Raw genomic sequence first — 18,505 nt, forward strand, 5'->3', positions numbered from 1 at the left:
GGTCATGGCGCCCCAGCTTCCTTCGCCTGCTTGTGGTTGAGGGGCCACTGCGACCGCCCCGGCTCCGGCGGGTGCGGGGTCGGGGCGGCCCAGAGTGCGCTCAACGCACGGTCAGCGGGTTGCTTCGATGGCGTCCCGCAGGTGGGTGCGCGCCCATGCCAGGAGCGAGGGCTGGTCGCCCTCGGGGCTGGTCAGCGCGTCAGTGAGGTGGGTTACGGAAGCGTCCAGGTCCTCGCTGGCCTGCTGCAGGAAGCCGATGCTGGCGGTGGCCAGGACGTCGCGGACGCGTTCTACCAGATTGATGAAGTCGTTCGGGGTGGCGTTCTGCGGTGCTTCGACCCGCTGGGCATGACGATCTCGAACTGTTCTGGGCCCACCAGTACGAGCCGCCGCCCGTCCTGAGCTGGGAACGGGACAACGGCATCCTGCCGGCCGCCGACGAGGTGCTGAAGAAGGTGCTGGCGAAGGCCCCGGAGGACTGTTACGGCACCTGTCTGGAGTTCGTCGCGGCCCTGTGCTCCGTCCTCGCCGAATGTTCCGCCCCGCAGGGCCGTACGCCCACGCTGGTCGATATCCACGCGCCCCGTCCCCGCTGCCTCGGTACCCGACCCGCCCTCCTGGGCCGGCCCGGTTCTCGGGGGACCGGAGTAGTACCGGGCTTCTGCTCAGGAATTCTTTTCCGCAGGGGAAAGCGGTGAGAGTTGTCGAATGCCGTCCATAAAATTTCCGTGGACGGTTTCGGCGGCGGGACTCATGTCGCGTATACCGCGCTGTCGGGGATTTCGTGTACGACACGGCAGGACGACGAAACCCGCCACGGTCGTGTGGCGGGTTTCGTCGTCGAGGCCCCTCGGCACGGGTGCGGGTTCAGCCTCCCGGCCTGGGACATGACTCCTACTGGTTGACGTTGGCCTGGTTGGTCTTGCCGCCGCCCTGGTTCACGTTCGCCTGCTTGACCTTGCCCTTCTTGACCTTGACCTTGCCCTTCTTGGCCTTGCCGTGGTGGCCCTGCTTGACGTTGACCTGGTGGACCGTGCCGCCACCCTGGTTCACGTTCGCCTGGTCGGCGCCGCCGCCACCCTGGTTGACGTTCGCCTGGTCGGCGCCGCCGCCGCCCTGGTTGACGTTGGTCTGGTTGATGTTGTTGGTCTGGTTGACGTTGGTCTGGTTGATGTTGGTCTGGTTGGTCTTGCCGTCGCCCTGGTTGATGTTGGTCTGGTTGGTCTTGCCGTCGCCCTGGTTGACGTTCGCCTGGTTGGTCTTGCCGTCGCCCTGGTTGACGTTCGCCTGGTTGGCGTCGCCGCCCCCCTGATTCACATTGGCCTGGTTGGCGTCGCCGCCCCCCTGATTCACATTGGCCTGGTCGGCGCCCCCGCCACCCTGGTCCACGTTCGCCTGGTCGGCCCCGCCGCCACCCTGGTCCACGTTCGCCTGGTCGGCCCCGCCGCCACCCTGGTCCACGTTCGCCTGGTCGGCGCCCCCGCCACCCTGGTCCGCGTTCGCCTGGTCGGCGTCCCGTACCACGCTCGGCGCGGCCTTGACCGTCTGAGGAGCGGCTTGAGCGCCCGCAACTCCTGCCGTGCCGGCGAGAACCGCAGCAATGAAAGTAGCGCCGATAATCCGGGGGATCTGCACGCGAACGCTGACAGCCATGGTTTTTCTCCTTGAGTGAAAGGTGGGAATTCTATGTGCCTGTTTGCGTCACCTCTGAGGCGGTGACTCGGCGCTTTGCCTGAATCCAGATTGGCCCACCACGGGAGCCGGAAAAAGCGACGCATCTTCGGGGCTTGACAGGCCCAATACGGGACGTAGAATCCCGCGCCCGTCCGGCGGGAAGCGACAGCACCAGGCCGGGTAGCGAGCAGCTTCGGTGACCATCACCTGCGCCCCCTTGCCTGCCGAGGACACAGCACACCCCCGGCCGGGCCACGACTCGCCTGCCACCCGCGGCAGTCCTCCCGCCACGACCGGGGTGAGCGGGTGGGGGTGCGGTGGCTTGGGTCTCATGCCAGCTCCCGGCTTTCCCGGACGCGCAGGATGGCGCCGGAGACGTAGACGGTGCGCATGAGGGTGCCCGCGTCGTCGATCCGGTCCCGCAGTTCGTCCAGGTCCGCCCACGCGACGCAGGATCCCGGCGAGCTCCGCCGCATCGATGTCATCGGCGGCGATGTCGTCTTGGATCTCCCGGAAGGCCAGGGCGACGATGCCGACCGAGGCGCGGACGCGGTCCAGGCGGGTGCGGGAGCAGCCGGTCACCGGGTCGTGACCCCAGTGGTGGCGACCACGGCGGAGAGGGTTTCCCAGCCATGGTGCCAGGCCCTGTCCAGGCAGTACGCGCCGTTGATGCCATGATCGGCCAGGCGCCAGAAGCTGCCCTTGCCGGTCTTCGCGGCGAGCGTCTCCAGCAGCCCGCCCGGCACCCGGCGGTCCGCGGCGTAGTGCGTGACGAAGGACAGGGCGAGCGCGGCCGCGGCGGCTCCGGGGTGCAGCCGGATGCCCAGGATCCGGGTGCCGGCCCCGACCACGAGGGCCTGGGTGGCGGTGTAGGTCAGGCAGTGCCAGGCACACGCCTTGACGCCGTCGGCCGTGCCGTGGACGGTCGGTTCGTCGTCCGGGCTGGCGGCGAAGCGGACGGGCTTGTCGTCGGTGGCGCCTTTGACCCGGGTGGCGCCTTTGCCCCGGGCGCAGTAGTCGGACTGCACGAAGTGATCACCGATGTTCGACCCCGCGCGGCCCAGTCCGAGGACGGCGGCGAAGGGGGCGGAGCGATGCTGCATGCTGGGTTTCTCCTGATCTCGAAGGGGGTTGGGAGGGGGCGGCCGGCCTTTTGCCCATGCGCGGGCCGCCCAGCAGCTCCGTTCCCGGTCGCACAGGGCCGGGGGCGGATCGTTTTAGAACGGCGGTTCATCCGGCCAGGGTTCGGGGATCGGTGGGAGTAGGAGGGTTCGTGTCGGCCGGTCCCAGCGCCGGCGCATCTCTCCGCCCGGGTACGGGCCCTCGGACCACCAGCCGCCCTAGCCTCGCCCTTTCGGTTGGGATGAGGCGGCGTCGCGGATCAACAACTGTTGGGTGGCCGACGCGATTTCCGTATGCGGGCAGGGCGGAGTCCCGGCGCGGTGGTCGGGTTCTCCGAGTTCCTTCAGGTCGTGGGCGGATGGGGGGTTTGTCGGTCAGCCGGCGGGCCGGGGCAGTGCGGCGAGGCGATGGAAGGCCGTGGCCAGTTCGTTTCTCCAGGGCCAGCTCGCCGATATCCGCAGGCGCAGGCGGCGGCTGCCGCGGGTGAGGCGTGCGGCGACGTGCAGCAGCCGGTAGCGGAGCTTCTTCGGCTCGGCAGTGGCGAGTTCGCTGTCCAGTAGCAGGAAACGGGTCCAGGCCAGCAGATCGATCGCTGCGAGGCTGAGTTCGAGCCAGGCGGCGTTGATGTCGAAGTCGCGGGAGGGGAAGCGGCCGAAGCCGGTGGTCTTGCCGCACCGGATGTGGTCCTCGACGCATGCATGCCCTCGGTGACGGACCTCCAGGAACTGGGCGGAACCGCCACCGGAGTACGGGGTGTCGGTGAGGAACACCTGATGCCGCAGACCCTCGTCCTGGTCGAACAGGGACAGCTGGGCTCCGGGGTGCGGCCGCTCGCGGCGCACGATGATGCGGGTGCCGGCCGGATAGCCGTCCAGGTCGACCATGCCGGTCAGCTCGGCGACCTCGGCGCCATCACGCAGCGTCCCGTCCTGGTTCAGGGCGGGATGCCAGAGGCGGTCGGGCATGGCCCGGACAGCGCGGCGGATCGGCCCGGTGATGGCGTATCCGACCGAGAAGAAGGTACGGATGCCTCGTTGCCGCATGTCACGGACGTGGGTGAGGAAGGCTTTCGCGGATCCGGCACTGTCGGTGCGGACGAGGATGTCGGTGCCGTGCCGGTGGGCGTCGGGGATCTGTGCGAGTGCCTGGTCGAGCACCGTGATGTGGTCGCTCGCGGTGTTGGCACCGGCGTTCCCGGGCCGCAGCCGACCGGACAGTGCCTCGCCGGTGTTGGCGAGAAAGCACAGCAGGGGGTGGAAGCCGAAGCCGCCCTTGTAGGTGGGTGCGGCCTGCTCCTTCTCGGAGTGGCAGGTGACCAGCGTCGCGTCGAGGTCCAGGACGAGGCCGGGCAGAACGCGTCTCGCGGCCCGGACTGCGGGAATGCCCTCACCGTGCTCGGCGGCCTGCAGCCAGGCGACTTCCCGGGCCTGGGCACGGGCCGAGCGCAGAGAAGCCAGGGTCCGCTCGTCAACGTCGGCGAGCAGCCGCCAGGCTGTTGGAGTCGAAGCGACGGGGCCGAACACCTCTGCCTGGTCTCTCAGTACGGCCAGATCCGCGATGGCCTCGCCGCCGTCGGCGAGCATCACCGCCAGATCGACGGCGATCCGGCCCGGATCATGCCCGGTCCCGCGCGGCCGAAGCGGGCTGAGAGCGGCGGAGTACGCGGCACTCAGCCCGGTGGCATCAGCAAGATCCGCCAGCAACCGTGCCCCGGCATGACCGACCACCCCCGAACCATCGGCACTGACCTGAACCTTGGGACGCAACCCGATACCCTGCACGTAGAAAGTGCCCTCCGCCTGGACCGACAGAACCCCTCAGCAAGGTTCATCGTCCCAGGTCAGGAAGGCACTTTCGCGTTTCCGTCCCAAAGCCAGCCGTCCCCAAGTGAAACGGCGAGGCTAGGGCCTGTCCGGTGGGTCTGGAACAGAGGTGTCTACCCGGGCTCCATGGGGCGCTTTAATGCCCAGGTGGTGAACTGGACGCAGATGCGCGACTGCTACGGGGATGTCGATCGTGTCCCCGCGCTTCTGGGTCTGGTGGAGCTCGAGGACAACGCCGAAGCATGGGAGGAGCTGGGATACCGGCTGGTCCTCGAAGACGACCTCGTCTTCCCCGCCAGCTTTGCCGCCCTGCCACGCCTGATGCGTCTCGCCTCGAGGAGCGCACCGGCGCGTGGACTGGCCGGAACGATCCTGCGACGTGCGGCAGGACACCACGGCTGCGACGATCTGCTGGCGGACTGCGCCGCCGCGATTGCGGAGTTCCGCAAGCTGTTGGACCGGCACCTGCAATCGCGGCCGGTCGACTACCTCGCGATCTTCCTCGATTCGCTCGCGGCCAAGGAGGAGTACCACTGGAGTGCCATCCTGGGGGACTTCACGGACGACTTCTACCACCTGGCCTGCCCCAACTGCGCAGTGGAAGTGACGATCGCCATCGGGGACCACGGGCGCTATTCAGCGATCCGGGACTGGCACCTGGGCGACGTGGACCGTCGCGCCCTACGGCCGGTGTCCTCCGAGGAACTCTCCGGCACCGGCCGGTGGATGCACGAGACTGCCGTCCGCGACGGGCACGAGGCGCTTGCCGGCGGAATCGCCCACCTTTTCGGCACGGCTGAATGCCCACACTGTGCCAGCGTGTTCAACATCGCGGACGAGTACACATCCGCCAACTGCCCCGTCCTGCGGTAGGCCGGGTTGAATCGGAAGTAAGCGGCAGGGCTCAGGAGCGGAGCCAGAGTCGGATCGCGGTGACGGTCACCGTGCCGTGGAAGACGTAAGCCCGTTTGTCGAATCGAGTGGCCACGGCGCGGAAGCCTTTGAGGGCGTTGATCGTTCGCTCGACCTCGTTCCTGCGGGCATACCGGGCCCGGTCGAAGCCGGCGGGCCGACCGCCCTTGCTGCCGCGCTTTTGCCGATAAGCCTGCTGGTCGCGGCGCTCGGGGATGGTGTGCTTGATCTGCCGACGTCGCAGATAGCGGCGGTTGCGGCGGGAGCTGTACGCCTTGTCGCCGCTGAGGTGGTCCGGCCGAGTGCGAGGACGCCCGCCGGCCGGGCACGGCACACGGATGCGCTCCAGCACCGGGATCATCCACGGCCCGTCGCCTGTCTGCTCCGGTGTGACCAGCACCGCCAGCGGACGCCGCCCGCCTTCCCCCACCAGATGGATCTTCGTGGTCAGCCCTCCCCGGGAGCGGCCCAGCCCTTCGTCGTCCCGATGATGAGCGGGCCGACTCCGCCGACCGGGGACCCCGCGGAGGCTGCTTTCGTGCACCGGCCGCGTGCTGGTGCGCCCGGCAGACCGTCGAGTCCACCCCCGCCATCGTCCCGTCGAGACGGCCCTCGATATCGGCGTCGGCCTGGACGGCCCGCAAGATCGTGTCCCATGTGCCGTCCGCCGACCACCTGCGATGCCTGTCATGCACCGTCTTCCAGTTGCCGAACCGCGTCGGTAGATCCCGCCACGGGATGCCGGCCCGTTGCCGGAAAAGAATGCCGTTGATCACCGCACGGTGGCTCTTCCACCGTCCGCCCCGGCCTGCGTTCCTCGGCAGGTGCGGTTCCAGCCGGGCCCACTCCACATCTGTCAGATCACCCCGCCCCACACGGCACGGAACGATTCACCAGTCAGGCTGTCACGCGACCCCTCGGACAGGTCCTAGGGCACACGTCGCCTGGATGGCGACCGGCGTCACATCACCGGCACGGCCAGCACAATGCCGTCCACCGATGGGTTGACGCTCCGCTCTGGGGCTGGTGCCAGGTGAGCTGAACGGTGATGTCAGCGATGGACCGCGGGGAGCGAGCGGCCAGACTTCGTCACCCGTCGGCTTGCCCGAACCTCGGGCCGAGCTCAACAGGGCTGTGGATCCGCGCCCGTGCCAACACGATGCGGGCCTGCAGGGCAACGCCCGCCGTCACGTGCGCAGTGGCAATCCGGCCGCGACGGTCGGCACATGGACGAGCACGTGTCAGAGTGTGCGCCCGGCTTGCTGCCTTCCGCTCGACGTGCTGCCGTACCTGGTCCCAGTGAGGGGCAGGGCAACGATGGAACCAGCAGTGCATCTCGCAGCCGAGGGCCCGCACGGGATGCTCCTTCGTGGTCGGCCGCTGCCGCGCTATCCCGCGTTGCGCGGCGGCAGCCGCCGTGTGATGCGGTCGAACAGCTCCGTCAGCGGCTCGCCGACGTCCCGACCGAACTCGGTCAGCCCGTAGGTGACCTGAGGCGGCGTCGTCGGCTCGACCTCCCGCCAGACCAGGCCGTCCTGGACCAGCGCGCGCAGGCTCTGGGCGAGCATCTTCTCGCTGATGCCCTGGATGCTCTCGCGCAGCTCGTAGAAGCGAAGGTCGTTGCTGCGCAAGGAGATCAGCACCCAGACGCCCCACTTGCTGGTCACGTGGTCGACCACATCGCGCGCGGGGCAGTCGGTGTGGAACACCTCACACCGCTCGCCCGCCTCGACCTCTATGCGCTGCGCGCCTCCCGTCATGCGATGAGCTTACCAAAAGGTATGTCCTTACCAGGAGTTAGCCCCTGCTCCTAGCGTGACGGCGGCAGAGGACATCGGACTAGGAGCTGATCATGATCGTGGTGACCGGGGCTACCGGGAATGTGGGCCGGCCGTTGACGCGGGCGCTGGCCGAGGCGGGCCGGCAGGTGACGTCGGTGTCACGGCACGCGGCGGCGGTGCCGGACGGCGTCCGCCACGTGGTGGCCGATCTGGCCGAGCCGGCCGGCCTCGAGCCCGCGCTGGCCGGGGCGAAGGCCCTGTTCCTGTTGCTGTCCGGGGATATGCACGCCGCCGGAGCCGGCCCGGCCGACATCATCGGCCAAGCCGCGGCCGGCGGGGTCCGCCGGGTCGTCCTGCTCTCCACGCAGGGCGTGGCGACCAGGCCCTTCGGCTCGACGCGGATCGCGATGCGGGCGGTGGAGGACGTACTGCGGGAGTCCGGCCTGGAGTGGGCCATCCTGCGGCCGGGCGGCTTCGCCTCCAACGCCCTGTGGTGGGCCGAGTCCATCCGCGCACGGCGGGTCGTCGCTGCGCCCTTCGGCAACGTCGGGGTGCCGATCATCGACCCGGCGGACATCGCCGAGGTCGCGGCGGCCTGCCTGCTGGATGACCGGCACACCGGCGGCGTGTACGAGCTGACCGGCCCGGAGGTGATCACGCCGCGCCAGCAGACGGAGGCCATCGCCGCCGCGCTGGGCTCGCCGGTGCACTTCCACGACCTCACCCGCGACGAGGCGAAGGCCGCCATGGCCCAGAGCATGCCGGCTGAGCTCGCCGAGGACACCCTGGACATCCTCGGTGCCCCGAGCCCGGCCGAGCTGCGTGTCAGCCCGGACGTCCAGCGGGTCCTCGGCCGCGCCCCGCGCCCGTTCGCCGACTGGGCCGCCCGCAATGTCACCGCGTTCGGCTGAGACTGGTCAGCGCCGCTGGACTGCTCGGCGTGCCTTGACGCTGTCGTCGCTGGCCTCTCCCAACCGTGGAACTCCGGCGTCGTGGAAGGCCATGTCAACCGGATCAAGATGCTGAAGCGCCAGATGTTCGGCCGCGCAGGATTCACACATCTGCGCAAACGGGTCCTGCTGACGTGACCGAGTGCCATCAGAGCTCGTCTGCGGAGAGTCTGTCCTAGCCCGCGATCGGCGGATGGGTGCTGCTGTGAGCAGCGAGAACATGCACGCAGGCCGAAGAGCCGGGGGTGTCCCTCTGTCGAGCGGTACGGGCTCACCGTCCATCCCTCTGGCGCTACGGTGTGGCTGGACGAGCCGAGGCAGCCGGTACCGCAGACCTGGGGGTGACCCGTGGACGGGGAGGAGCCGCTGCCGGAGTGGATGCGCGAGCGGGACCGGCACCTGCACCACCTGCCACCAACCCCTGCCCAACAAGACGGCATCAAGATCGAGACAGACCTAACGGAGTCCTACTAGATGATCGATTCCAAGGGTGTCGGTGACTGCTGACGTTCCGGCGGTTCGAGTTGGTCAGGCTGGTCCGTAGATGGCGCTTTCAGCTTTGCTGATCAGTGCCCAGTAGCGGTCGCCGTAAGACCAGTGCCACCACTCGGTGGGGTAGTTGACGAAGCCAGCGCCGCCCATGGCTCGGGCCAGGAGGTTGCGATTGTGGCGTGCTTCGTCTGAGAGCCCCGAGGCGTCCAGCGGGCAGTACTGCTCGTCTCCGGTGCGGTGGCCGTTGACAGCACCACCCATGTCCAGTTCGACGCCATCGGCATCAATGAGCGTCAGGTCGAGGGCCGCGCCGGCGCAGTGTGGCGCCACCTCGACCGGGGAGACGAAGGCGCTGGCCCGGCGCCGCAGGTCGATGGGGTTGGTGATGCCGGAGCGGCGTAGGCGGTCCTCGTAGAGGGCAAACCGCCGCGCCTGCTCGGTGCTGCTGCGATGCCCTTCTATGACGAGGAACCTGATGCCGTCGGGAAGCATCTCCGATGCCGAGCACAAACGCTCGAGCACGCCGATCCGGACCCGGCCGTATGTCCCTGCCTCGTCTCGTTCGCGGGGGTCCAGCACAATCACCGGGACAGAAGCGATCTCTGCGAGAGGTTCACCGCAGTCCTGCACCGGGACATTGATCACCTTGGGATCATTCAACAAGATCATGGATCCTGAGCCTAAACGTCGCGGACCTGCAGCGATATATCGCCCGAAGCTGGATCAAGATGGTGAGTGATGGTCAGCCATGGTTCGGAACTAAGATCGCTGGCCTGACGCTGGCTTGAGGAGGCGGGCGAATTGGCTGCCGTGGTGCTCGTTCACGGTCTGTATCACCGCCCCGAGCACTTCGCCCTGGTGACAGAACGCTTGCGGACCGCAGGAACCGAGGTTGTTGTTCCCGAGCTCCACCGGGGCTCGTTGCCCGCTGACACTGCCGAGGTCCAAGCTGCCATCGACTCGCTCCGAGAGCCTCCGATTGTGCTCGGTCACTCTTATGGCGGGTCGGTGATCACCGGGGTGCCCGGAGCGGGGCACTTGGTTTATCTGGCGGCCTTCGTGCTGGATGCCGGCGAGAGCGCAGCCGGTGTGGGTGGGGCGTCCCGGCAGCTCCGGGAAGCGATCAACCCTGAGCCCGGAGGCTCGACCAGCCTGCGCCCCGACCGGGCTGTCGACACCCTCTATGGCGACTGTCCCGAACCTCTCGCCGCCTGGGCGGTTGGCCTATTGCGGGCGCAAGCCCCCGGCTGCGGGCGAGGAGTCCCAGAGCACCACACCTGGAAGCGCACTCCCTCCACCTACGTCGTCTGTGGACAGGACCGGGCCATCGACCCCGGCCTGCAGCGGAAGATGGCCTCGCGCTGCACCAACGTGCGCGAGTGGCCGACGGGCCATTCCCCGTTCGTAGGGCAGCCCCATCTCATCGTTGAACTGCTGCAGGAACTGCTTGCCACCACCACCCTGCGCAAGCGAGACGAGGGAGTCACAACCACTCGTTGATGGCTACGATGAGGACGGTCACTTCGTAGCGGACAGCGAGTTTCATTGAGTCTTCGCCATCTTCGAACATGCAGGTCGGAGGTTCTGGCGTGGCGCTCGCTCGGGTACTCATGCTGATCTCGGGCGGGAGGCTGCGGTTTTGATCATCCGTCATGTCATCGGTCGAGGCTGTCGCATTTGGGTCATTGAACCCAACCCAGCCAGCCGGGTTGTTAATGTCAAACAGCCGCTCGCGGCGGCGCGGCCCGTAGGGCACATCCGCCCCCGGCGTCATCTCCGGGTGCGATACGCTCTCGCGGCCCACGGCCGGCGACAGCGTCCGCGAGGGGCACAGCCAGGTCTCCGTTGTATGTAGTGTGCGGAAATGACAAGAAGCGAGCGACTCGCGGAGCAGTTGGACTGGTACTGGCGCAAGAACCTGCGGCCGCGGCTGGAGGGTCTTACCGAGGAGGAGTACTTCTGGGAGCCGGTGCGCGGCTGCTGGAGTATCCGCCCACGTGGCACGTTGGCCGCACCGATGTCGGAAGGTTCGGGGGAATGGACGATGGACTCCGCGTCCCCTGACACGGTGCCGGCGCCGGTGACCACGATTGCCTGGCGGCTGGCGCACATCATCGTCTCGTGCCTGGGCTATCGGGTCGGATGGTACTTCGGCGGCCAGGACGTCGACTCCGAGACATTCGCCTACGCGGGGACCGCTGACGAGGCGCTGAAACAGCTCGATGAGATGTATGGGAGATGGAACGCGGGGGTCCGCGATCTCTCGGACGCTGACCTGGAGAATCCGCCCACGGTGGGTCCCGAGCGGTTTCCCATGGAGAACAGGGTCCTGCACGTCAACAGGGAGCTGATCCATCACGGCGCCGAGATTTCCCTGCTGCGCGACCTCTACCGCTGGCAGGACGGAGCCGTACCGCGCCGAATATGACTTTCCGCCACCACCAGCACGAGCACCCCGAACGACCCTCACGCCACCACCCTGATCAGCTACTTCAAGATGGCGCAGCTTCATTTACTTTGGTTCTTGATCATTCGGCGGAGTGCTCCGGACCGCACAGTCCCCCCGCTCAGGGGATGGCACCATGCTGGCCCGTGTCACGGCAGATGACTTGGAGGTACCGGCGGGAACTACGACCCGCGACTGAGTAGCTGTTGTCGTTCCGATCTTTAAAGGTGTGCACGGCCTTCTTCACGGCCTGGTCCACCACGTGCCGGCTGGCCTCAGTGGCTTCGGCGTGCGCGGTGACGGCCGTCTGCACGGCCTCGGACGCCTCGCGCCAGCGGCGCCACTGGGCGTCGCGCGCTGCTGCGTGTGCCGCTGGCCGAGGGCTTGGCGGACCGGGTGCGCGCGGCGTACTTCGACCGAGGCGCCAACCGCTGGTCGCTGTGCAAGTGGCTTGGCTCGCATCGCCGGCCGGTTAGCGGGGACCACGCCGGCCGCAATAGCGTGGTGGGTCGGGACAGCGCTGGTCCGGCGAGAGAGGCGACATGACAAGGATGGATTTGCGGTTCGCCGCCTACCTTCCGAACCCGGCCCAGCGACATGCTCCGGTGACCGCGGTGGTCGCGGAGGCAACCGGGGACGATGTGCCGACGCTGGCCATGATGCAGGCCCGGGCGCGCGGTGGTTCGGCGGGCGAATGGGCAGACCGTATCCATCGGGCGTTTCATGGTGAGCGCAGCCTGGTGGTCACCGCAAAGGTATCGGGTGAAGCCGTCGGGTACGCCAATGCAGCGTTTTTGCCCCAGCATGCTGTGGACGGTGCCCCGGCCGGCTACTACCTGACCGGTGTCACGGTGGACCCTGACTGGCGGCGTCGTGGCATAGCGAGGCTGCTGACCCAGCGGCGGATGGAATGGGTCTGGGAAAGGGACGCGGCAGTCTGGTGCTTCATCTCCGCCAGGAACCGCGCCTCGCTCGACTTGCACCGGGAACTCGGATTCGACCAGGTGACGTTCGGTGCCTCCTTCCAGGGCATTGAGTTCGCCGGTGGTGAGGGTTGGCTTCTGCGAGCACACCCGCCGCAACCGTGACAGGGCGGATACTGGATCCCGGACGGCGTTCAGACCCATCAGAGCATCGGACTTCTGATTCCCCCACAGCGACAGTTGGTCACTCGTAACGCGACGTTGGCGGGGTATTCGGTCCACTGACGGATGGGTGAGCCCGGGGCGAAGTTCGTCTTCGGCTGAGAAGGATGGCAAGGCGAGATCGAAGGACTCGACCCGACTCTGACCTTCCTGCCAAGCAAACGCGAGCAGGTCCGACGCTTCGAACCGACCGGACCGGTCCCACTCGGCCTGCCCGCACCCCGCCAGCAACAGCAATGATGGGCTCCGGCATCATGGCAGGTCACCGGAGCTGGTGATCGGGAGAGCCGTCATGCATTTCGTCGTCCATGAGCAGCCGGTCGGACGCGCCGCCACCAACTACATCGCGCGCGCCGACCTAACTCCCTTCGGCCTGGACGGACAGGTCGAGCAGCTCTGGCTCAAGGCGGTCAACGACGGAAGCTACGAGGTTGCCTGCATTCCCTTCTCCACCTATGGGATCGCCCTGGGCGACATTGTGGTGCTCAACGACGACGACTACGTCAGCGAGGTGGTCAGGAACTCTCGGCATCGCACACTGCGGCTCCTGTTCACTCCTGATCTACTGCCCGCCGATCTCCAGAAAGCCGCTGACGAGATCAAGGCCGAAATCATCGCCGCAGATCTGCTGAGCGAGTGGAACGGCGAGCGCTTCGTCGCCGTCGATGTGCCGCCCGACATCGAACCCTCCAGACTGTTCGCTGTCATGGAGGCAGCAGTCAACGCCGGCCACGCCTTCTGGGAGTGGGCTGACGCGAAGCCGTTCGCTAGCCCCTCGTGACAGCTCCGCGCTGCTCACGGGGTCTGCTGCACGATCGGGTGACATCTGAACTGGCTTGCCCTGTAGGGCGGGTGGGAAGGATGTCGCTGTGCCCAAGCCTTATCCGGAAGAGTTCCGCCAGGGCGTCGTGCGGGTCGCGAGGAACCGCGGCGCGGGTGTGACGGTGGAGCAGGTGGCCACCGACTTCGGAGTCCATCCGATGACGTTGTGGAAATGGATGCGTCGCGCGGACATCGACGACGGGACCAAGCCCGGAACGACCAGCCAGGAGAGCCCCGGGCTTCGGGAAGCGCGTCGGCGGATCAAGCTGCTGGAGCAGGAGAACGAGGTCCTGCGCCGGGCCGCGGCCTACCTGTCGCAGGCGCATCTGCCGGGAAAAGGATCTACCCGCTCGTGAAAGAGCTGGCCGCCGGCGGGGTTCCTGTCACGGTCACGTGCCGGGTCCTGAAGCTCGCCAGACAGCCCTACTACCGCTGGCTCGACCGACCGGTGACCGATGCCGTGCTGGAGGAGGCCTACCGCGCGAACGCGTTGTTCGAGGCGCATCGTGAGGATCCGGAGTTCGGCTACCGCTTCCTGGCCGACGAGGCCCGCGACGCCGGGACGGTCATGGCCGACCGGACCGCGTGGCGGATCTGCCGGGACAACCGCTGGTGGAGCGTGTCCGGGAAGAGGCGCGGCAGGATCAAGAAGGCCGGCCCGCCGGTGCACGACGACCTGGTCCGCCGCGACTTCACCGCGGATGGTCCCAACCGCCTTTGGCTCGCCGACATCACCGAACACGCCACCGATGAAGGGAAGTTGTATCTCTGTGCCATCAAAGACGTCTTCAGCAAGAGGATCGTGGGCTACTCCATCGACGCGCGGATGAAGTCCCGCCTGGCCGTGGCCGCCCTGAACAACGCTGTTGCCCGGCGTGAGAACGTCGCCGGGTGCATTCTGCACACCGATCGCGGGTCGCAGTTCCGGTCACGGAGATTCGTTCGGGCCCTCGACGGCCACGGGATGGCCGGATCGATAGGAAGGGTCGGGGCTGCAGGCGACAACGCGGCCATGGAGTCCTTCTTCAGCCTGCTGCAGAAGAACGTTCTCGACCGTCGGACCTGGGCCACCCGTGCAGAACTGCGGATCGCGATCGTGACCTGGATCGAACGGACCTACCACCGACGCCGCCGACAAGCCTCGCTCGGCCGACTGACTCCCGTCGAATACGAAACCGTCATGGCCACACCGGCCCTCCAGGCCGCGTGACCGAACCTGTCACCCAAACCTGCAGCAGACCCCTACCTTGCCCAGCGCTGGCAGGAAGGCTGCACCAACGCCTGGAAGCTGTGGGAGGAGATCAGAGAGCAGGGCTCCCGGACGGCTACGGCAACGTCCGCAACTACGTGAGCAGGACTCTGCGCCGCAAACCCCAGCCGGTCGGGCCCCGGCCTCCGTCGGCCCGCGCCGTGACCCGCTGGATCCTGACCCACCCGGAGGCACTGGTCGAGAGCGACCGGATCCAGCTCAAGGCTGTGCTGGTCAACTGCCCGAGCTGGATGTCCTCGCCAAGCACGTGCGGGCCTTCGCCCACATGGTCACCGACCTTCGAGGCGACCAACCGCCAGGGTGGATCGAATCAGCCAGAGCCTCTGCCGACTTGCCCAGTCCCAGCCGGTTCGCTCACCACCTCGAACGCGACCTTGACGCTGTCGTCGCTGGCCTCTCCCAACCGTGGAACTCCGGCGTCGTGGAAGGCCATGTCAACCGGATCAAGATGCTGAAGCGCCAGATGTTCGGCCGCGCAGGATTCACACATCTGCGCAAACGGGTCCTGCTGACGTGACCGAGTGCCATCAGAGCTCGTCTGCGGAGAGTCTGTCCTAGCCCGCGATCGGCGGATGGGTGCTGCTGTGAGCAGCGAGAACATGCACGCAGGCCGAAGAGCCGGGGGCGTCCCTCTGTCGAGCGGTACGGGCTCACCGTCCATCCCTCTGGCGCTACGGTGTGGCTGGACGAGCCGAGGCAGCCGGTACCGCAGACCTGGGGGTGACCCGTGGACGGGGAGGAGCCGCTGGCGGAGTGGATGCGCAAGCGGGAGCGGCGCCGGGCAGCAGACCGGCAAATCACCGGCAGCCGCTGGGCGGTTCCCCTCGCGTCTGGTTCCCGGGCCGCCCACATCAACCCGGACGGACCACGGGCCCTGCTGGAGTGGGACGGTCATACGTGGGTCACTGTCGGCGTCGCCGAGACCGCAGATGCGGCCCGTGAATTCCTCGGCCATATCCCCGAGCCCGCCGACACCGACGCGCCTTTCGCCCCCTCGCCCATGGCACCGGGAACCGGCCGACACCGCAAGCCCTGACTCGCCGTCGCGCTCAGCCCGCGTTCAACCGCGCCACGGCCCGTGAAGCCCTGCACGAACGCTGGACCTGCTCGGCAAACGCGCACACGCAGACTTCGAAGGCCGCTACGCCCGAGAACGCGTCACCTCCGGCTATTCGTTGTGTTCGTCGTGATTGTTGTTGTGGCGGGTGCGGTAGATGTTGTGGGTGATGCTGGTGGTGGCGGTGAAGACTGCGGCGAGGGTGGCGTAGACGCCTGCGTACATGGAGGGGATGGTCAGCTGCCAGATGGTGAGGCCGATGGAGGTCAGGCATCCGGCGGCCATCACGTAGCAGGTGATCTTCAGGGCTAGGAGCTGGCGTTTGTGGCGGCGGTCCGCGATGACTTTGCGGACCTGCTCGGCGACGGTGTCGTCGCTGACGGCCGTGTGCCCGTTCGTGTCGGGCGTGACAGGTTCGCGTTCGGCGGGGACGACGTTGTCGTTCCGCTGCGCGGGCAGGGTCGTCTTCACCGTCGTCTTGGCTGTGCGTTTCGCCGTGCCGGCGGGTGTCGCGGTGGTCTTCGCGGCGGTCGCCTTCTTGGCCGCGGTGGCCTTCTTGGCGGGCGTGGTCGCCGGCTTGGCCGTGGGGTTTGCCGTGCCGGTGGTCTTCGCCGCGGCCGTCTTCTTGGCGGTGGGGCGTGCGGCGGTCTTGTCCGTGGCGGTCGTTTTCGCGGGGGGCTTCTTCGGTGGGGTGTGGCTGCTGGTCATGGTGGTTCTGCTTTCTGGGGCAAGGGTGCGGGACGCTGCCGGGGTGGGGTGCGGGCGGTATGGAGGGTGTTATTTGTTCGTCAGGTCCGGTTCGTGGTGGGCAGTTGTGTGCAACCCTTGACGTGTGGTTGCCGTGCCCGTTTTGGGGTGTGGTGCCGGGTGCCGCCGCTCCGGGTTGTCCAGGCCGTGGGAGCGGCGGCACGTTTCATGGCGTCAGTTGCACAGTGCGGCTTCGGTGACGGTGTTGTGCGGGCTGGGTTCGGGTGGGTTCGCGGTGGCGTCCTTCCTGCCGGTGCGGGTATTGAGGTCGACGCCTTGGTCGGTGTGGGTGCAGGGGCCGGCCGGTGCGCCGGTGGGTTTGTGGGTGGTGGGCAAGATCGTCTGTCCTGTGTGCCGGCTGCGTAGCATGCTGCTCAGCGCGATCAGCTGGGTGAGTGCTTCTTCGGACCAGTGGCGCAGGACGGTGAGGACGTTGAGCACGGCGGCTCGGTCGGGTTCGCCGGTGTCGAAGTACCTGGGGTCGCGCCATGGGGCGTCGCCGGGGTCGCCGCCCTGGGAGCGGCGCTGGATCTCGCTTTCGATGGCTTCGAAGTACTGGGTGTCGACGTCCTGCCACCGCTCCGGGGAGGAGGGGCGAGCGTGGATGACCGGGCGCTGCTTGGCCAAGCGGTCCGGCCGCCGTTGAAGATGGGAGTGCATTAGTCCCGATTCCTCCTTGTGATCTCTACGTGGAAGAAGCCGTCAGTGAGCTCCTCCACCGGGGCGCCGGCCATCGCCGTCAGCCTCTTCTTGGCCCGGGTCATGAGCTTGCTGGTCTGCGACTCGCTGATGCCCAGCACCTTGGCGGTCTTCGTGTTCGTCCACCCGCAGTAAGCGATCATGAAGAAGACCGCCTGTTCCTTCTCGGGCAGGCCGTCGACGGCGGCCAGCCAGGAGGCGAACCAGTCGCGGTCCTTCTTGAACTTGAAGCCGTAGAGCATCTGCAAGGACAGAATCTTGACCTCGCCGAAGCCGTGCAGCTTCTCGAAGCGCGGGCGGTCGTCGGCCGCGAGCTGGGTGGCGACGTCCATCAGCTTGTCGTAGGCCTGCTGGTTGCTGACCCCGGCGGGCAGGGTCGGCAGGACCTGGGTGAAGGCCTCCGCCGTGAAGTGGAGGACATCGCACCTCGGGTCCGGGAAGGCGTCGAAGAGTTCGAAGCGCACCTGGGGGAACAAGTCGGCCATCAACTCCTGGCGCCGCAAGGCGCTGACCGGATCCGTGCACTCCTTTCCGGTCTCCACCTCCGCCACCTGATCGACGGGCTCCCCGGCCATGTCCTCGGCGATCTGCGGTGCCAGCGCTTCGTCGACCTTGGCGGCAAGGCCGGCGTTGTCGCCGAGCGCTTCGTCGACCTTGGCCGCGAGGCCGGCGTCGTCGCCGAGTGCCTCGTTGACCTTGGCGGCCAGGTCGGCGTCGGTCGTGGTCGGGGCGGGACCGTCCCCGTTGGAAGACGAACAGAGGGGAGGGTTGAAACTCATCGCTCAAGGCCCTTCGGACTGTGACGGCGCTGTCGGCGCCTCGGTGCAGGAGCTCGAGAGCCCCACATCGATGACCCGCATCATCCGACAGGTCTGCCGAGACCCTTTCCTGACGGTCCGGCAGCCCGTCTCATGACTCCCTACTCATGAGTAGCAACGCAGCGTGATCATGTTTGGGTAGGCCATCGCCCGAGGTGCAGACGATGAGGGGTATTCACCGAGACGAACGGACCCATTGGTTCCGCCCCTCCCGGGCGATGCGTCAACGGCCGCCACTCCCACGGTTGTTGAGCAGACGCACGCCGTAGCGCTGTCGAGGAGCGTCATCGTACAGACGCCCGCACAGGGGCCTTTCCATGTCATGGCGTCCCCGCGAACGAGGCCTTACAGTTCGAAAAATAACCGAACGTAACCGGCTTCAGACCGTGTCAGGCCGGTTTCGGCGCCTCTCACCAGCGCAGCCCACAGACGGTCCCCTGCAGGGCCAGGAGCTGCCGAACACTCACCGTATCGCCCCCCGAACCGCGGCAGCGCTCCGGGAAGCCCCAGGCCAGGGTGGGCGCAACGAGGCTTACAGGGGGGCGCAAAACGACGCTCATGCGCCCCCCCGCGCCCCTTATGTCCGCCGGATGCCGATGCTGGAGTACTGCTTCACCCCCTCGGGGGATGGCGCGGTGACCAAGGAACGTGCCGCGGGCGAGAGGAAGGCCGCCCTCTGGACCCGGTCCGGCCTGATGCCGGGCGCGGTCAGCGCTCCGCCCCTGCCGGCAGGGGTGCCGTACAGCA

At 67.6% G+C, this 18,505-nt stretch carries 20 protein-coding genes; 9 read left to right on the top strand and 11 right to left on the bottom strand.

Annotated elements, in window-relative coordinates; translation table 11 throughout:
* Positions 1-329 precede the first annotated feature (329 nt).
* Positions 330-698 (top strand): hypothetical protein, encoded by a 369-nt coding sequence (locus ACWGJ5_RS42150; protein WP_453314902.1) that lies wholly within the window; start codon positions 330-332, stop codon positions 696-698.
* A 196-nt stretch (positions 699-894) separates the two neighbouring features.
* Here ACWGJ5_RS42150 and ACWGJ5_RS42155 read toward each other — a convergent pair whose 3' ends face one another.
* From ACWGJ5_RS42155 to ACWGJ5_RS42170, 4 genes are all read right to left on the bottom strand, one after another.
* Positions 895-1,653 (bottom strand): hypothetical protein, encoded by a 759-nt coding sequence (locus tag ACWGJ5_RS42155; RefSeq protein WP_453314903.1) that lies wholly within the window; start codon positions 1,651-1,653, stop codon positions 895-897.
* Between the two features lie 350 nt (positions 1,654-2,003).
* On the bottom strand, positions 2,004-2,150 hold the full coding sequence (locus tag ACWGJ5_RS42160; protein ID WP_453314904.1) for a hypothetical protein: 147 nt from the start codon (positions 2,148-2,150) through the stop codon (positions 2,004-2,006).
* Positions 2,151-2,252: 102 nt separating this feature from the next.
* Positions 2,253-2,777, bottom strand: a complete 525-nt coding sequence (locus ACWGJ5_RS42165) for a hypothetical protein (protein WP_453314905.1) — start codon at positions 2,775-2,777, stop codon at positions 2,253-2,255.
* A gap of 393 nt (positions 2,778-3,170) precedes the next feature.
* Entirely contained in the window at positions 3,171-4,577 is a 1,407-nt protein-coding gene (locus ACWGJ5_RS42170) for an IS1380 family transposase (RefSeq protein ID WP_453314906.1), read from the bottom strand.
* Positions 4,578-4,766: 189 nt separating this feature from the next.
* On the opposite strand from ACWGJ5_RS42170, the gene ACWGJ5_RS42175 reads away from it, so the two are divergent.
* On the top strand, positions 4,767-5,492 hold the full coding sequence (locus ACWGJ5_RS42175; RefSeq protein WP_453314907.1) for a hypothetical protein: 726 nt from the start codon (positions 4,767-4,769) through the stop codon (positions 5,490-5,492).
* 31 nt (positions 5,493-5,523) lie between these two features.
* Here the strand turns inward: ACWGJ5_RS42175 and ACWGJ5_RS42180 are convergent.
* Together ACWGJ5_RS42180 and ACWGJ5_RS42185 are read right to left on the bottom strand one after the other, a co-directional pair.
* Positions 5,524-6,406 (bottom strand): IS5 family transposase gene (locus ACWGJ5_RS42180; RefSeq protein ID WP_453314908.1). Its coding sequence is split into 2 segments (ribosomal slippage): positions 5,524-6,051 and positions 6,053-6,406, totalling 882 coding nucleotides; the frame shifts between segments, so codons are not numbered across the junction.
* A gap of 513 nt (positions 6,407-6,919) precedes the next feature.
* The gene (locus ACWGJ5_RS42185; protein WP_453314909.1) at positions 6,920-7,291 is read right to left on the bottom strand and encodes a winged helix-turn-helix transcriptional regulator; all 372 of its coding nucleotides are present in this window, start codon (positions 7,289-7,291) and stop codon (positions 6,920-6,922) included.
* 92 nt (positions 7,292-7,383) lie between these two features.
* On the opposite strand from ACWGJ5_RS42185, the gene ACWGJ5_RS42190 reads away from it, so the two are divergent.
* Positions 7,384-8,223, top strand: coding sequence for an SDR family oxidoreductase (locus ACWGJ5_RS42190; RefSeq protein WP_453314910.1), 840 nt, complete (start codon positions 7,384-7,386; stop codon positions 8,221-8,223).
* 567 nt (positions 8,224-8,790) lie between these two features.
* Here ACWGJ5_RS42190 and ACWGJ5_RS42195 read toward each other — a convergent pair.
* Positions 8,791-9,423 carry a M15 family metallopeptidase gene (locus ACWGJ5_RS42195; protein WP_453314911.1) on the bottom strand — a complete coding sequence of 211 codons (633 nt, stop codon included), beginning with the start codon at positions 9,421-9,423 and terminating at the stop codon, positions 8,791-8,793.
* A gap of 132 nt (positions 9,424-9,555) precedes the next feature.
* Between ACWGJ5_RS42195 and ACWGJ5_RS42200 the strand changes: the two genes are divergently transcribed.
* Positions 9,556-10,254 (top strand): alpha/beta hydrolase, encoded by a 699-nt coding sequence (locus tag ACWGJ5_RS42200; RefSeq protein WP_453314912.1) that lies wholly within the window; start codon positions 9,556-9,558, stop codon positions 10,252-10,254.
* On the opposite strand, the gene ACWGJ5_RS42205 is transcribed toward ACWGJ5_RS42200, so the two are convergent.
* Positions 10,238-10,558, bottom strand: coding sequence for a hypothetical protein (locus tag ACWGJ5_RS42205; protein WP_453314913.1), 321 nt, complete (start codon positions 10,556-10,558; stop codon positions 10,238-10,240). The genes ACWGJ5_RS42200 and ACWGJ5_RS42205 overlap by 17 nt on opposite strands.
* 60 nt (positions 10,559-10,618) lie before the next feature.
* Here ACWGJ5_RS42205 and ACWGJ5_RS42210 point away from each other — a divergent pair, with 60 nt between their 5' ends.
* From ACWGJ5_RS42210 to ACWGJ5_RS42230, 5 genes are all read left to right on the top strand, one after another.
* Positions 10,619-11,182, top strand: coding sequence for a DinB family protein (locus ACWGJ5_RS42210; RefSeq protein ID WP_453314914.1), 564 nt, complete (start codon positions 10,619-10,621; stop codon positions 11,180-11,182).
* Positions 11,183-11,742: 560 nt separating this feature from the next.
* Positions 11,743-12,288: a GNAT family N-acetyltransferase gene (locus ACWGJ5_RS42215; RefSeq protein WP_453314915.1), complete on the top strand. Its 546-nt coding sequence runs from the start codon at positions 11,743-11,745 to the stop codon at positions 12,286-12,288.
* A 349-nt stretch (positions 12,289-12,637) separates the two neighbouring features.
* On the top strand, positions 12,638-13,126 hold the full coding sequence (locus ACWGJ5_RS42220; RefSeq protein WP_453314916.1) for a DUF4265 domain-containing protein: 489 nt from the start codon (positions 12,638-12,640) through the stop codon (positions 13,124-13,126).
* A gap of 88 nt (positions 13,127-13,214) precedes the next feature.
* Positions 13,215-14,377, top strand: a protein-coding gene (locus tag ACWGJ5_RS42225) for an IS3 family transposase (RefSeq protein ID WP_453314917.1) whose coding sequence is annotated in 2 segments (ribosomal slippage) — positions 13,215-13,499 and positions 13,502-14,377 — 1,161 coding nt in all. Because the reading frame shifts where the segments join, the coding sequence is not laid out codon by codon here.
* Between the two features lie 787 nt (positions 14,378-15,164).
* A complete protein-coding gene (locus tag ACWGJ5_RS42230; protein ID WP_453314918.1) occupies positions 15,165-15,473 on the top strand; it encodes a DUF6087 family protein in 309 nt (102 codons plus the stop codon).
* A 132-nt stretch (positions 15,474-15,605) separates the two neighbouring features.
* On the opposite strand, the gene ACWGJ5_RS42235 is transcribed toward ACWGJ5_RS42230, so the two are convergent.
* The 3 genes from ACWGJ5_RS42235 to ACWGJ5_RS42245 all read right to left on the bottom strand — a co-directional run bounded on the left by ACWGJ5_RS42235 (position 15,606) and on the right by ACWGJ5_RS42245 (position 17,719).
* Positions 15,606-16,202, bottom strand: coding sequence for a hypothetical protein (locus ACWGJ5_RS42235; RefSeq protein ID WP_453314919.1), 597 nt, complete (start codon positions 16,200-16,202; stop codon positions 15,606-15,608).
* A 213-nt stretch (positions 16,203-16,415) separates the two neighbouring features.
* On the bottom strand, positions 16,416-16,901 hold the full coding sequence (locus ACWGJ5_RS42240) for a hypothetical protein (protein ID WP_453314920.1): 486 nt from the start codon (positions 16,899-16,901) through the stop codon (positions 16,416-16,418).
* Positions 16,901-17,719, bottom strand: coding sequence for a sigma-70 family RNA polymerase sigma factor (locus tag ACWGJ5_RS42245; protein ID WP_453314921.1), 819 nt, complete (start codon positions 17,717-17,719; stop codon positions 16,901-16,903). The genes ACWGJ5_RS42240 and ACWGJ5_RS42245 overlap by 1 nt, the downstream gene beginning before the upstream one ends.
* Between the last annotated feature and the right edge of the window lie 786 nt (positions 17,720-18,505).

The sequence above is a fragment of the Streptomyces sp. NPDC054783 genome, assembly GCF_053611725.1.